Here is a 13936-nt window from a genome sequence, read left to right as displayed (position 1 = left end):
TGCCCTTCGGCTTCGAGGGGGTGGACACCCGCAGGATACCGGGGCGTAAGAGGGGGGAAACGCGCACGGGTCCTGACCTGGGAGGTCAGGACCCGCTGTCAGGGCTCCCGGGGAAGGAATCGAACCCTCATTCAATGAACCAAAATCATTTGTCCTGCCATTAGACGACCCGGGATAGTTCGCCCACTTTGTCCAATTTGCTTGATCGGACCGACGTGCAGAGACCACTATGCCGTACCCCCGGCCTTCGATGCGACGGTACCGGCGGGCCTCGTCCGCGAACGCGAAACGGTGCCGGTTCCGCCCCCGTTCCCGCGCGCTCCGTGCTGTCGTGCGCACCGGAAATCCGGTGGCACCCGCCCGTAGTCTGGGTGGTATGACCACAACGGGGGCAATCGCGGAGGCGGGCGCGCGGGGCGCGCCTGTGGGGGCGTGGTGGTGGGTGCGGCGGCGGAGTCTGGTGCTGGACGTGGTGCTGGCCGTGGTGTCGGCGCTGGAGTGCGCCGTGGAGGGTGTGAGCTTCGCGCAGGAGGCGGGGCTGCCGGGGGTGCTCGGGGGGCTGGTGGGGGTGCCGGCGGGGGCGTCGCTGCTGTTGCGGCGGCGGTGGCCGGTGGCCGTGGTGCTGGTGTCGATAGCGATCCTGCCGGCCGAGATGGGTGTGCTGCTGGGCATCGTGTCGATGTACACGCTGGCCGCGTCGGAGGTGCCGCGCCGGATCATCGCGGTGCTGGCGGGCGCGTCCCTGGTGGGGACGCTGATCGTGACGTTCGCGCGGTTCCACCGGGACATGGCGCAGGACGGCTACCGGCCGGGGTTCTGGCTGATGTGGGGGTTCTCGGTGGTGATGGCGCTGGGCCTGACGGCTCCGCCGGTGCTGCTGGGGCTGTACGTGGGGGCCAGGCGGCGGCTGGTGGAGAGCCTGCGGGAGCGGGCGGACGGACTGGAGCGTGAGCTGTCGCTGCTGGCGGAGCGGGCCGAGGAGCGGGCGGTGTGGGCCCGTAACGAGGAGCGCACGCGGATCGCGCGGGAGATGCACGACGTGGTGGCGCACCGGGTGTCGCTGATGGTGGTGCACGCGGCGGCGTTGCAGGCGGTGGCGCTGAAGGACCCGGAGAAGGCGTCGCGGAACGCGGCGCTGGTGGGCGACATGGGCCGGCAGGCGCTGACGGAGCTGCGCGAGATGCTCGGTGTGCTGCGGACGTCGTCGGACGGGGCGCCGGCGCGGCCGCAGGGTGCCGTGGAGTCCGAGCGGCTGGCGGCGGTGGCTTCGGCCGCTTCGGCGCGGGTCCGGGTGGCCGCGGGCGGCGGCGGTGCCGATTCCGGGGACGGCGGGCCGTGTCTGGACGGTCTGGAGGGTCTGGTCGGGCAGTCCCGGGAGGCCGGGATGGTGGTGGAGCTGACGGTGATGGGGGAGGAGCGTTCGTACCCGCCGGAGGTGGAGCAGACGGCGTACCGGGTGGTGCAGGAGGCGCTGACGAACGTGCACAAGCACGCTCCGGGTGCGAAGGCGCTGGTGCGTCTGGCGCATCGGGAGGCGGAGGTGGCGCTGCAGGTGGAGAACGGTCCCTCGGATGCCGGTGCGGATGCGGGTCCGGGGCTGCCCAGTGGCGGGAACGGCCTGGTGGGGATGCGGGAGCGGGTGGCGGCGCTGGGGGGTGTGTTTGTCTCCGGTCCGACGGATGCGGGGGGTTTCCGGGTGTCGGCGGTGATACCGGATGCCGGTGTGCGGCGCGTCTAGCGGTGTGGCGTGGGGGCCGCCGTCCGGTGGCGGTCCCCGGGGCGCGTCCTAGGCGGGGCCGGAGGCGGTGAGGCGTGAGGGGCGGGTTCCGGTGACGAGTGCGCCGATGGCGTGATCGATGTCGGAACCGAGGTACCAGTCGCCGGTGTGGTCGAGGCTGTAGACGCGGCCGTGTGCGTCGATGACGAGGAGGGCCTGTCCGTCCATTTCCTGGCCGAGCGGGCTGACCTCGGTGCCCAGTGCGCGGCCGAGGTCGGCGACGGTGCGGGCGAGGTGGAGGCCGTGCAGGGGGTCGATGTGGAACGGCGTGGGGGCGATGTGACGGCCGGGTCCGGGCGGGGTGATGTGCAGGCCGCCGAATTCGGCCCAGGCCTCGACGGCGGCGGGGAAGACGGTGTGCCGGTGGCCGGCGGGGGAGAGGTGGGCGCGCAGGGCGTCGGCCCAGTTCTCGGCGGCTTTGATGTCCCAGCGGCCGGGTTGCCAGCCGGCCTCGCGCAGGGCGGCGTCGACGGCGACGGGGAAGCGGGTGGCGGCGGTGCGGTCGAATGCGCGCATCGGTGGTGGTCAGTTCCTGCCGTTGGTCGGGGCGCCGGGGTCGACGGTCCGTACGCCGAAGTGGGCCAGGAGTGCGGTGCAGGAGCGGCAGGGCGGTGCGTAGGCGCCGTGGCGGGGGTCGCCGTCCTCGCGGATGTGGCGGGCGGTCAGTTTGGACTGCTTGAGGGCGCGGCGGGCCTCCCCGTGGGTGAGGGGTTTGCGGGCGGCGCGTTTGCTGCGGCCGGTCTCGAAGCCGGTGAGGTAGCGGGTGAGGAGCACGGCCTCGGGACATCGTCCGGTGAAGCGTTCGCGGCGGTCGGCGGTGAGGGTGTCGAGGAAGTCCTGGACGAGGGGGTGGAGTCTGGGCGGTTGGTCCGACTTGCCCGCGGTGCAGGTGAGGGTCTCGCCGCGGACGGAGAGCGCGGCGGCGACGGCGGGCAGGATGCCGTCGCGGCGGTGGAGCAGGGCGGGCGGCCGGTCGGCGTCCTCGGTGGCGCTCCAGGTGAGCCGGGGGTCGCCGGGGGTGCCGCTGCCGGTGTGCCGGTCCTGAGTGGTGTGCATGGTGCCTCTTCCCTCCCGTGCAATCCCCCTGTTGCGGGGATCAGACTGCCAAATGGGGTGGCCGGTGTGAAAGCCAGGTCTGTTTTGGGTGATACCGGTGTGTCGAATGATCACTGTGGGGTTACGAGTTGTCGCGGGGCGGCGCCCGCCGGGGCTCGTAAGTGGTGGGGTTCGTACGCATCTGCAAGCGTGTGCGCGTCTCGCGCGCGGCCGGGGCCGGGCGGCGGCGGGGCCCCCGTCCGGTGGCACCGCATAGGCTGTCGCCCACGAGTGTTCCCGGCGTCCGCCGCATGTCCGGGTCTTCAGTAGTCCTGTAGGAGACACAGTCAGCAGGGGGCTTCCGCCATGACGACAGGTCGGCTCGGGCAGCAAGCCGCGCCACCGAACGCGGCCTACGCGGGGCAGGTCGTGCACTTTCCGGATCCGGTCCGGCGCGGCCGCCATCCCAAGGGGGTGCGCGTCGACGACCGGGGCTTCCCGGACTTCTCGCCGTACGCCCGCGCCGCCGCGGAGATCGCGGAACCGCCGGAGGGGTTCGGCGTGGACGAGCTGCGGCTGACCGACTACGTGTCGGCCAACGCCGCCCAGCACGCCGCGGGCCACGAGCTGTGGGCCAACCTGTCGCCGGTGGCCACGCCGCACGGCTGGACCTGGCACCACGTCGCCGGCACGCGCCGGCTGGAGCTGGTGCCCGCCGAGGTCAAGGCGCTGCTGCGGCATCACGGCGGGCTGGCGTCCGCCGCCGTGGACCAGGACAAGCGCGGCACCCGCCCGCTGCAGGAGACCCGCCCGGTGCACTTCGCGCTGCCGCACCGGGGTCTGCCGGTCACCGAGGAGCAGGTGCAGGGCGTCGAGGAGGACCTGGGCTACCGGCTGCCGGGCGCCTACCGCGCGTTCCTGAAGGCCGCCGGCGGCTGCGCCCCGGTGGGCGCTGCGCTCGACGCGGAGCTGGGCCTGCTGCTGGACCAGCCGTTCTTCACCGTGCGCGACGAGGCGGCCGTCAACGACCTCGTCTACATCAACAAGTGCCTGCGCGATCACTTCACCAAGGACTACCTGGGCGTGGCCTTCGTGCAGGGCGGCGTGCTGGCGGTGAAGGTCAAGGGCGAGGCGATCGGCTCGGTGTGGTTCTGCCCGTACGACGACGCCCGCGACCGCGACGGCTGGAACGTGCAGGAGCGGGTGGAGCGGTTGCTGCTGCCCTGCGGTGAGGACTTCGACGACTTCCTCTCCCGGCTGGCGGGCGGCCCGCCGGAGCTGGAGACGGTGGCCAACCTGATGGTGGACGGCGGCTTCGCGTACGCCGTCCCGGTGGAGGGGTGAGCGGCGCCATGGTGACTTTCGCGCAGGCGCAGGAGCGCGCGGAGCGCTGGATCAACGGCGATGTGCCGGCCTACCTCCAGCGCGAGGTCCGCGTGCGGGAGTTCGACCTGGGCTTCGTGGCCTGGGCCGAGGACCGCGAGGACGGTCCGACGGGCGACGGCGGCCGGGTACGGCTGGTCATCGCGCGGGACAGCGGCGAGACGACGCTGTGGCCCGGACTGCCGGTGGGCGAGGTGATCCGGCGGTACGAGGAGGAGTACGGATCCGTGGACGAACCGGAACCCGAGGCCGATCCGGCGCCGCCGAAGCGGCTGGACCTGAACGCGACGTCGTTCCTGCTGAGCCCGCCGGAGTGGCTGCAGGAGGCGGCGGACGCGATGGGAATCCCGGACCGGCGGTCGTCGGGTTCGGCGTCGGGCGGCGACGGTTCGCTGTCCGGCGACGGTGCCGGTTCGCCGTCCGGCGGGGGGACGGGCGACAGGCCCGGCCTGGCGCCGGGTGCCGCGCCCGCGACGAGCGGGTCCTCGACGGACGCGGTGCCGGAGGCCCCGCGGGGGCCGGCCGGGACGTCCGGCGGTTCGCTGCAGTCCGCTGGTGCGTCCGCCGCCGTCGGCGGCGACGGCTTCCGGCAGGGGCCGGCGGGGGCGTCCGACGGTTCCGGTGACGGTGCGTCCGCTGGCGCGGGCGGCGACGGTTTCTCGCGGGGGCCGGTCGGGACGTCCGGCGGTTCGCCGGAGTCCGCCGCCGCGGGCGGCAATGGCTTCCGGCAGGGGGCGGCTGGGGTGTCCGGCGGTTCCGGTGAGGGTGCGTCCGCTGGCGCGGGCGGCGATGGTTTCTCGCGGGGGCCGGTCGGCACGTCCGATGGTGCCGGTGCCGGTGCCGGTGCCGGTGCCCCGGACCCGGGCCAGGCGGTGGGCGGCGGTTCGCCGGAGTCCGTGCGTTCGTCGGTTTCCGGCGCGTCGGAAACCGGCTCGGTGTCCTCGGAGGCCTCGGCCTCCCGGCCGGCGACGCCCGAGTGGCCCTCCGGCGGCGGGGACGACGCGTCGGCGCCGCCCGCCGCGGCCGAGCCGTGGGCCGGTGCCGATGTGGCCGAGGACGACGGTGACGACCATTCCGTCGGGCTGCCCGCCACGGTGCTGACGCCCGCGCTGTCGGGCTCCGACGGCGACGACACCCCGCCGCCGAGCGTCCGTCCGGACGCCAAGACCGCGCTGATGCCGCAGGGCAGCGCCCTGCCGCGCACGGCGATCGCCCCGGCGATCACTGACGCGGCCGCGCCGGCCGTGCCGCCGGCCGCCCCCGCCACGCCTGACGCGGCCCCGGCCGCCCCGGCTCCCGCCGCGCCCGCGGGTGGGTACGTACGGACCCAGCTGATCTCCGAGCTGGACGAGGCGAGCCTGGGCGCCGGGGTTCCCGGCACGCCCGCCGCCCCGCAGGGCCCCGCCGCCCCGGCGGCCCCGGCCGCACCCGGCACGCCGCCGGGTGCCGCGGACCCGCACGCCGCGGCCACCATGCTGGCGAGCCCCGGCACCCCCACGCCGCCCGCGCCGCCCGGCGCACCGGGCGTTCCGGGGCAGCCTCCGGGCGCGCCCGCGTTCCCCGGCGCTCCCGGCACGCCGGGTACCCCGCCGGGACAGGGCCCTGCGCACGCGGCGGCCACGATGCTCGCGAGCCCCGGCGGCCCGGGAGCCCCCCGGCCGCCGCAGGCCCCGGGCGTCCCCGGACATCCTCAAGCCCCCGGCGCACCCGGCACCCCCCAGGGGCCGGGCGGCGCGGTGCACGCCGCGGCGACCATGCTGGCGGGCCCCGGCACCCCGGGCGTCCACCCGCCGCAGGCCCCCGGCGCCCCCGCGGCACCCCAGGCCCCGCATGCGCCGCAGGCACCCGGCGTCCCCGCGGCACCCCAGGCCCCCCAGCCCCCGCAGGGCTACGGCTACCCGCAGGCCCCCACCGGCCTGCCCACCGTGGGCCCCGGCTACATGGCCGTCCTCCGCTACCGCGCCCAGGACGGGTCCGAGCAGCAGATCATCCGCCGGAGTGCCCCCGGCACGCCGCACCCCGAGTGGCAGATCCTGCACGAGCTGCGGGCCATGAACGTGCCCCCGCAGCAGGTGCTGGAGCTGCACACCGAGCTCGAGTCGTGCGACCTGCCCGGCGGCTACTGCGCGCGGATGATCCGTGAGACGTGGCCCCAGGTGAGGATCAGTCACACGGCCGCGTACGGGCGCGACCACGCCACCCGGCAGCAGGGCGTGCGCCACCTGGTGGAGCACCAGGGCGAGCTGCACCAGGTCGCCGACGGGCCCGCGCGGCCCGCGCCGAACCGGGTGCCGCTGCCGCACCCCGGCCACATCCAGATGGCGCCGCCGGTCGGGCCGGACGTGATCGGCCGGGAGCTCGCCGAGGCCTTCGGGCCGCAGGGCGTCTTCCGCTTCGACCAGCGGGCCGTCTCGCGCCAGGGCGTGCCGGACATCGTCGCGCAGACGCTGGTGTGGGCCGGGCTGCCGGCCGATTTCGGTCCGTTCTTCTGGGGCCAGGCCCAGCCGGGCCGCCCGGTGCCGACGCTGGCGGAGCTCGCGGCCGAGCGCGGCGTGGCCGCGGCGGCGGACGCCGGTACGTATCTCGTCATGGGCACCGACTACGGCCGGCAGCTGTGCGTGCAGTACGGCACGGCGCACATCGTGGCCGTGCCCCTGGAGGCCGGGCCGGGCGGTCACCCCGTGCCGCCGCAGTTCGTCAACACGAGCCTCCCTCAGTTCGTTCGCTCTTTGGCGCTGCTCGGCAAGATGTGGCGCTGGCGCTACGGGCTGACGCCGGAGCAGGCCGGGCGCTGGACCGTGGACTTTCAGGACCAGCTGGCCGCGCTGGACCCGGCGGCCCTCGCCTCGCCCGAGAACTGGTGGGCGGTGCTGCTGGAGCAGATGTGGGACGGTCTCTTCTAGCGACCGGCGAGGTGTGCACCGGCGGCGCGGGGCGCCCGGCCCAGGACCGTGGGCCGGGCACCCCGCGCCGCGGAGTGTCGTGGCACGGGCACTTCGCTCGTGCGGGAATGATGTACGCCGGACCTGTCGCATACCGGATTTCCGGATATAAGGGGCTACAAGGATGAGTTCATCGGTGTCTCCTGACGGTTTCGCTGTCGTACGGGGCCGCGGTTACCGGCCCGAGCAGGTCGACCGCGCGCTGGCGGAGTTCGCCCGGCAGCGGGATTCCGCCTGGGAGCGGGCGGCGCGGCTGACCGTCCTCGCGCGCGAGATGGAGGACGAGGTGCGGCGCCTGGACCAGGTCGTCGCCAAGCTTCCTCCGCAGACGTACGAGTCCCTCGGGCCGCGCGCCCAGGGCCTGGTGACGACGGCCGAACTGGAGGCCGCGGGGCTGCGGGAGCGCTCGGAGGCCGAGGCGACGACGCTGCAGGAGGCCACCGAGGCGCATTCCCGCGGTGTCCGCGACGCCGCGCACGAGTACTCGGTGGCGGTGCGGGCGGAGGCGGAGGAGTGGGCGCGGCAGGCGCTCCTGGCCGCGCAGACCGTGGCCGACGACGTGCGCACGACCGTCACCCAGGAGGTCAAGAAGCGCCGCGAGGAGTCGGCGGCGGCGCTGAAGGAGATGCGGCAGCGCTGCGCGCACGTGCTGGCCGAGCAGGAGAAGGAGCACGCCGAGCGGTGGGACGCGGCCGGCCGTGAGATCGCCGAGCGCGAGGCCGCGATGGACGCGCGCGTGGCGGCTCTGGAGGAGTACGCGCGTACCGCGCTCGGTGACGCGCGCCGGCGGTACGCGGACACCGAGGAGGCCGCCCGGCACGGCCAGGAGGACGCCGAGGCGCAGGCGGCAGCGGTGATCGCGCAGGCCCGGGTGCGCGAGGAGCGGATCGCGCGGGACACCGAGCGGGTGCTGCGCGAGCACGAGGAGCGGCGCGAGGAGCTCAAGTCGCACATGGCGCATGTGCGGCACAGCCTGGCGGCGCTGACGGGCAAGCCGGTCGCGGAGGACGCGGGCGCGCCGGACTGACGGCGCCGTCCCGCCCGCGGGGTGCGGGCGGGACGGTGGGTGAGCGCCGGGCCGGTTACCGGACGGGCTTCGCCGGTGTCGGCGAGGTCGCCGGCGTCGACGGTGTCGTCGTCGGCGTCTGCGACGGCTTCGGCGTCTCCGGCGCGGGGGCCGTGACGGTCAGCTCCAGGGGGAGGGCGACCGTGCCGTCTGCGGTGGACAGGCGCAGGGTGAACGTGCCGGTCCGCTCGTCGGTGAACAGCTCCGGCAGGGTGACCAGGCCGTCCTTGTCGGTCTTGGGCAGGACGAGCGTGCGCAGCGGCTTGCCGTCCTTGCCCTCCTTGTCCTTGAAGTAGGGGCCGGTCGTGGTCAGGGGCTTGCCGTCGGGGCCGAGCACGGTGGCCGTGAGCGCGGTGTCCGATATCGGCTTGTTCTTGCCGAGCGCCCTGATCTGGATCTTCTGGGTGAACGAGGCCTTCGGTGCGGCCTTGAGGGCGTCCTTGCCGACGCGCTCGAGGGTGTCCGCGCGCGGGGCGGGGGCCTGCTTGACGGTCGCGTCGAAGTCGACGTGGACGTCGCGGCCCTCGACGGTGGCGCGGAGGGTGAACGTACCGGGCCAGTCGCCCGCGTCGATCGCGGGCGCCGTGGCGGTGCCGTCCTTCGCGGTGCGGACGGTGACCTGGACGGCCTCGTCGGGGAATCGGGCGTCGGTGTGGCCGATGATCTCGAAGCGGATGCGGGTGCCCTCGGGAGCGGGCTTGCCGGTGCTGTCGAGCGCCCGTACGCGCGGCTGCGCGGTGAACTTCTCGCCCGCCGTGGCCTCCAGGGCCCGCTCGCTCGCACGGTCGAGCCGGGTGACCGGCGCGGGGGTGGGCGTGGGCGGAGTGGGCTTGTCGCCGCCACCGGGCTTCTGCCCGCCGCCGCCCGGGTTGTTCGGCTTGTTGGATTCGCCCGGCTTGTTCGGGGTCTGGGTGTTGTTGCCACCGCCGTTGCCACTGCCGTTGCCGCCCGGCTTGCGGGGCGTCTCCGTCGCGGGGTTCTTCGGCTTGGGCGACGGGCCGGGCCTGGGGGTGTTCCCCGAGCCGGAGGGGGAGGGCGGCAGGCCGGGGCCGTCCGGCACCGCGCCGCCCCCGCCGTTCTGGTACTTGCGCATCCAGGCGAGCACGGCGTTCACGTACTCGCGGGAGTTGTTGTAGCTGAGCACCGCCCGGTCGAGGTCGGCGGCGCTGGTCATGTCCTTGCCGCCGGCGCACAGGTAGCGGGCGGTGGCAGCCGCGGCGTCGAAGATGTTGTTGGGGTCCTGGACGCCGTCGCCGTTGCCGTCGGTGCCGAAGCTCTCCCACGTGGAGGGGATGAACTGGGTGGGGCCGACGGCCCGGTCGTATTCCTTGTCGTCGTCCCAGCGGCCGCCGTCGGTGTCGGTGATCCGGGCGAACTGGCCGCCCGTCAGCCGGGGGCCCAGGATCTTCCGCTCGGTCAGGCCGTCCGCGTTCAGGCGTCCGCCGAGGGCCGCGTGCTCCGACTCGACCTTGCCGATGCCCGCGACGAGCTGCCAGGGAATGTGACAGTTGGGGTACTTCTCCGCGGCGATGCGCTCGGCGTTCTTGTAGGCGGCCAGGGCGGTCGCGGGGATGCCGGTGGAGCCGTCGGTGCCGCCCTGGGCGCGGTCGCCGGGCTTGCCGCTCGCGCTCGGCTTCGGGCGGAGGTCGGGGAGGGAGAGGTTGGGGTTGCCGTGCGGGCGGCTCTGCGGATTGTCGGTGCCGGGCGAGGGGTCGCCGTCGACGGGTCTGTGCGGAGTGGCGCCGACGGCCGCCGTCGTCAGGCCGGCGACGAGCAGAGCGGTGCACAGTCCCTGGCGGGAGACGCTGGCAGCTCGAGTACGCAGTATCTTCACGGAGGCTGCTTCCTTGGGAGACCGGCGGCCGTTCCCACAGGGGGGTCGCACGTCAGCCCCCCACGGCCATAGACCCGAACACTAATTCTCTCCGGCCCCAATTGTCTTGTCAGAGGACCGGCTTCACGGTTTCTTCGCCGTTCGTTACCCCGCAAGAGTCGGTTTCTCCGCCGATGTACGTACCGGACCCCGAGAAGTCAACAGCCCCCGGGGCGGTATCCCCTAGGGGGATCTCCGTACGTTCTCCTACTCGCGGTTCGTACCGCAGCAGGACGAGGGGCGTCCGGACGCTGCCTAGATTCTTATGGGCGGCCGGGGTGCCGGGGTGGGGATGTCCCCACCACCGAGACACATACGGGCACCATCGCGGCCCGCCACCGGCCTGAAGCAGGCTTGGACCGTTACCGCGCACCACCGCACATCTCCAGGAGCGAACCCATCGTGACAACGGCTGTATCGATTCCCAGGACCGGGGGCAGCGGAGGGCATGCGGCCGTCGCGGCGAGTGCACGTCAGGTCCTCAAGGCCTACGGGTCCGGAGAGACCCGGGTGGTGGCGCTCGACCACGTGGACGTGGACATCGCCCGCGGGCAGTTCACGGCCATCATGGGCCCCTCCGGCTCCGGCAAGTCGACGCTGATGCACTGCCTGGCCGGCCTCGACACCGTCACCTCCGGGCAGATATTCATCGACGAGACCGAGATCACCGGGCTCAAGGACAAGAAGCTGACCCGGCTGCGCCGGGACCGGATCGGCTTCATCTTCCAGGCGTTCAACCTGCTGCCGACGCTCAACGCCATCGAGAACATCACGCTCCCCATGGACATCGCCGGCCGCAAGCCCGACAAGGCGTGGCTGGACCGGGTCGTGGACACCGTCGGCCTCTCCGGGCGCCTCAAGCACCGGCCCAACCAGCTCTCCGGCGGCCAGCAGCAGCGCGTCGCCGTGGCCCGCGCCCTCGCCGCCCGGCCCGAGATCATCTTCGGTGACGAGCCCACCGGCAACCTCGACTCCCGCTCCGGCGCCGAGGTCCTCGGCTTCCTGCGCCGCTCGGTGGACGAACTGGGGCAGACCATCGTCATGGTGACGCATGACGCCGTCGCCGCCTCGTACGCGGACCGGGTCCTCTACCTCGCCGACGGGCGGATCGTCGACGAGATGTACAGCCCGACCGCCGAGGCGGTCTTCGAGCGCATGAAGAACTTCGACGCCCGTGGACGGGTGTCGTGACCGTCCTCAAGACCTCCCTGCGCAACTTCCTCGCGCACAAGGGGCGCATGGCGCTGTCCGCCGTCGCGGTCCTGCTGTCCGTGGCGTTCGTCTGCGGCACGCTGGTGTTCACCGACACCATGAACGCCACGTTCGACAAGCTCTTCGCCTCCACCGCCTCCGACGTCGGCGTCTCCCCCGAGAAGGACGACGATGCCCAGGAGACCGGCAGGCCGCGGACCCTCCCGGCGTCCCTCGAGGCGAAGCTGGCGAAGGTGGCGGGCGTCGCCAAGGTCGAGCCGCACGCCACCAGCCAGCAGATCACCGCCGCGACGGCGAAGAAGAAGAGCATCAGCCCCAGCTCCGGCGCCCCCACCGTGGGCACCAACTGGGACGAGAGCCAGAAGAAGTCCGTCGAGATCACCAGCGGGCACGAGCCGCGCGGCGCCGGCGAGGTCGTCCTGGACGCCGACACCGCCAAGAAGCACGGCCTCGCCACGGGCGACAGCCTGCGGGTGATGGCGGCGCCGGGCGACTTCACCGTGCGCATCGTCGGCATCGCCACGTACACGACGACCAACCCGGGCGCGGCCGTCCTCTACTTCGACACCCCGACCGCGCAGACCCGGCTGCTCGGCAGCGTCGGCGAGTTCAGCGGCTACGGGCTGACCGCCGCCTCCGGCGTCACCGACGAGCAGCTGAAGAAGAACGTCACCGCCGCGATCGGCACCGACTACACCGTGCGGACCGCCGCCGAGACCAAGGCCGAGAACAAGAAGGACGTCGGCTCCTTCCTCGACGTGATGAAGTACGCGCTGCTCGGCTTCGCCGGCATCGCCGTCCTCGTCGGCATCTTCCTGATCGTCAACACCTTCTCCATGCTGGTCGCCCAGCGCACCCGCGAGATCGGCCTGATGCGGGCCATCGGCTCCAGCCGCCGCCAGGTCAACCGGTCGGTGCTGGTGGAGGCCCTGATGCTGGGCGTCGTCGGCTCGGTGCTGGGCATCGGCGGCGGCATCGCGCTGGCGGTGGGGCTGATGGAGCTCATGGGCTCCATGGGCATGAAGCTCGACACCTCCGAGCTGACCGTCAAGGCCACCACGCCCGCCGTGGGCCTGGCCATCGGCGTCGTCGTCACCGTCCTGGCCGCCTACCTGCCCGCCCGCCGGGCCGGGAAGATCTCCCCGATGGCCGCCCTGCGCGACGCGGGCAACCCCGCCGACGCCAAGCCCGGCAAGGTACGGGCCGCCCTCGGCCTGCTGCTCTCCGCCGCGGGAGGAGCCGCCCTGGTGGCGGCCGCCAGGTCCGCCGACGCCAAGGCCGGCTCGGGGATGCTGGGCCTGGGCGTGCTGCTGACCCTCGTCGGCCTCGTGGTCGTCGGCCCGCTGCTGGCCGGCTTCGTCGTCCGCGTCCTCAGCGCCGTCGTACTGCGGGTCTTCGGCCCCGTGGGCCGCCTCGCCGAGCGCAACGCGCTGCGCAACCCGCGGCGTACGGGCGCCACCGCCTCGGCCCTGATGATCGGCCTCGCGCTGGTCGCCGCGCTGTCGGTGGTCGGCTCCTCGATGGTCGCCTCGGCCACCGAGCAGCTCGACAAGTCGGTGGGTGCGGACTTCATCGTCCAGAGCGAGAACGGGCAGCCGCTCAGCCCGGCGCAGGTCAAGGCCGTGAAGTCGGCGGGGAACGTCGAGCACTTCACCGACTACACGATCGTCAGCGCCCGGATCACCACGCCCGACGGCCGGACCGCCACCCAGCGCCTGTCCGCCGTGAGCCCCAGCTACGCCCAGGACGTGCGGGCGGAGACGGTGGGCGGCAAGCTGGCGGACGCCTACGCCAAGGACGCCATGTCGGTGCCCGAGGGGTACGCCAAGGAGCACGGCGTCAAGGTCGGCGACCGGCTGACCGTGGCCATGACCGACGGCCGCACCACCGAGCTCAGGGTCGGCGCCATCACCTCGGACGACACCAGCATCGACAAGGGCGCGATGTACACCGACATCGCCACCGCCCGGCGCTACCTGCCGGCGGACAGGATGCCGCTCGACGTGATGCTGCTGGCCAAGGCCGCCGACGGCAAGGCGAAGGAGGCGGCCGCCTCCCTCAAGGCGGCGGTCGAGGACTACCCGCAGATCAAGGTCCGCGACCAGGCCGACTACAAGGAGCTCATCAAGGAGCAGGTCGGCCAGCTGCTGAACATGATCTACGGCCTGCTGGCCCTGGCGATCATCGTCGCGGTGCTGGGCGTCGTGAACACCCTCGCCCTGTCCGTCGTCGAACGCACCCGCGAGATCGGGCTGCTGCGCGCCATCGGCCTCTCCCGCCGCCAGATGCGCCGCATGATCCGCCTGGAGTCGGTGGTCATCGCCCTCTTCGGCGCCCTGCTGGGCCTGGGGCTGGGCATGGCCTGGGGCACCACGTCGCAGAAGCTGCTGGCCATGGAGGGCCTGGGCGTGCTGGACATCCCCTGGCCGACGATCACCGCGGTCTTCGCCGGCTCGGCGGTGGTGGGCCTGCTCGCCGCCCTGATCCCGGCGTTCCGGGCGGGACGGATGAACGTGCTGAAGGCCATCGCGACCGACTAGCAGGCTGCGGTTCCCCGGTTCCGGCCCGGACGCGACACGGGGGTGCGCGTCCGGGCCGTTCGGCACCGCCGGGCCCGTGGCGGGGGGCTGGGCGCCGTCGCGGCGGGG

Annotated in this window: 9 protein-coding genes and 1 tRNA gene; 6 read left to right on the top strand and 4 right to left on the bottom strand. The window is 73.6% G+C overall.

The genetic code is table 11. The annotated features are described in order from the left end of the window. Window positions 1-104: 104 nt before the first annotated feature. A tRNA-Gln gene (locus ACIG36_RS17350) sits at window positions 105-175 on the bottom strand. 201 nt (window positions 176-376) lie between these two features. On the opposite strand from ACIG36_RS17350, the gene ACIG36_RS17345 reads away from it, so the two are divergent. Continuing rightward, on the top strand, window positions 377-1738 hold the full coding sequence (locus ACIG36_RS17345) for a sensor histidine kinase (protein ID WP_399928007.1): 1362 nt from the start codon (window positions 377-379) through the stop codon (window positions 1736-1738). A 48-nt stretch (window positions 1739-1786) separates the two neighbouring features. Here the strand turns inward: ACIG36_RS17345 and ACIG36_RS17340 are convergent, their stop codons facing one another. Next, complete coding sequence (locus ACIG36_RS17340; protein ID WP_399928004.1) at window positions 1787-2293, bottom strand: SUKH-3 domain-containing protein; 507 nt, start codon at window positions 2291-2293, stop codon at window positions 1787-1789. A 9-nt stretch (window positions 2294-2302) separates the two neighbouring features. Then, complete coding sequence (locus ACIG36_RS17335) at window positions 2303-2833, bottom strand: YwqJ-related putative deaminase (protein WP_399928002.1); 531 nt, start codon at window positions 2831-2833, stop codon at window positions 2303-2305. 345 nt (window positions 2834-3178) lie between these two features. Here ACIG36_RS17335 and ACIG36_RS17330 point away from each other — a divergent pair, with 345 nt between their 5' ends. From ACIG36_RS17330 to ACIG36_RS17320, 3 genes are all read left to right on the top strand, one after another. Continuing rightward, window positions 3179-4156: an HNH endonuclease gene (locus ACIG36_RS17330; protein ID WP_399927999.1), complete on the top strand. Its 978-nt coding sequence runs from the start codon at window positions 3179-3181 to the stop codon at window positions 4154-4156. Window positions 4157-4164: 8 nt separating this feature from the next. Further along, complete coding sequence (locus ACIG36_RS17325) at window positions 4165-7098, top strand: SUKH-4 family immunity protein (RefSeq protein WP_399927996.1); 2934 nt, start codon at window positions 4165-4167, stop codon at window positions 7096-7098. Window positions 7099-7273: 175 nt separating this feature from the next. Then, a complete protein-coding gene (locus tag ACIG36_RS17320; protein ID WP_399927993.1) occupies window positions 7274-8164 on the top strand; it encodes a cellulose-binding protein in 891 nt (296 codons plus the stop codon). A 55-nt stretch (window positions 8165-8219) separates the two neighbouring features. Here ACIG36_RS17320 and ACIG36_RS17315 read toward each other — a convergent pair whose 3' ends face one another. Then, a complete protein-coding gene (locus ACIG36_RS17315) occupies window positions 8220-10037 on the bottom strand; it encodes a lytic transglycosylase domain-containing protein (protein ID WP_399927991.1) in 1818 nt (605 codons plus the stop codon). Window positions 10038-10478: 441 nt separating this feature from the next. Between ACIG36_RS17315 and ACIG36_RS17310 the strand changes: the two genes are divergently transcribed. Together ACIG36_RS17310 and ACIG36_RS17305 are read left to right on the top strand one after the other, a co-directional pair. Next, entirely contained in the window at window positions 10479-11267 is a 789-nt protein-coding gene (locus ACIG36_RS17310) for an ABC transporter ATP-binding protein (RefSeq protein ID WP_399927988.1), read from the top strand. Then, window positions 11264-13828, top strand: a complete 2565-nt coding sequence (locus tag ACIG36_RS17305; RefSeq protein WP_399927985.1) for an ABC transporter permease — start codon at window positions 11264-11266, stop codon at window positions 13826-13828. Before ACIG36_RS17310 ends, ACIG36_RS17305 begins: the two co-directional genes overlap by 4 nt. The last annotated feature ends 108 nt before the right edge of the window (window positions 13829-13936 follow it).

This window comes from Streptomyces sp. NPDC053048 (assembly GCF_044547045.1).
In the GTDB taxonomy this organism is placed as follows: domain Bacteria; phylum Actinomycetota; class Actinomycetes; order Streptomycetales; family Streptomycetaceae; genus Streptomyces.
This window is presented reverse-complemented; position numbering and strand designations above follow the sequence as displayed.